Annotated in this window: 1 protein-coding gene; it reads left to right on the top strand. The window is 68.2% G+C overall.

What is annotated here, in order from left to right:
• Positions 1–384: helix-turn-helix domain-containing protein (locus AB4Z35_RS31080; RefSeq protein WP_442101308.1), on the top strand; the 384-nt coding region annotated here is incomplete at both ends.

Genomic DNA, 384 nt, shown 5'->3' with positions numbered 1-384 from the left:
GACGATTCCGCCGCTGCGCGATCGGGGCGAAGACATCCTGCTGCTGGCCAACGCGGTGCTGACCGAGCACGGGCACGAGGCCCACCGGCGTATTCGCGGCTTCTCCGCGTGCGCCACGCAGGCGATGATGCAGTACGCCTGGCCGGGCAACGTGCGGGAGCTGATCAACCGGGTCCGGCGCGCCATCGTCATGACGGACAACCGCAAGATCACTGCGGAAGACCTGCAATTGCATGGGGGCGTGGAGTTGCCGCGCAAGACGCTCGATGCCATCCGCGAGGAGGCGGAGCGCGAGGCGATCCGCACGGTGATGGCCAGCCACGGCTTTCACGTGGTGCCGGCGGCGCGCGAACTCAATGTGTCGCGCGTGACGCTGTACCGGCT

Source organism: Pseudomonas sp. KB_15 (assembly GCF_052114525.1).
Lineage (GTDB): Bacteria > Pseudomonadota > Gammaproteobacteria > Pseudomonadales > Pseudomonadaceae > Aquipseudomonas.
Note: the sequence above shows the minus strand (reverse complement) of the source record. Positions and strands in the feature narration are given on the sequence as shown.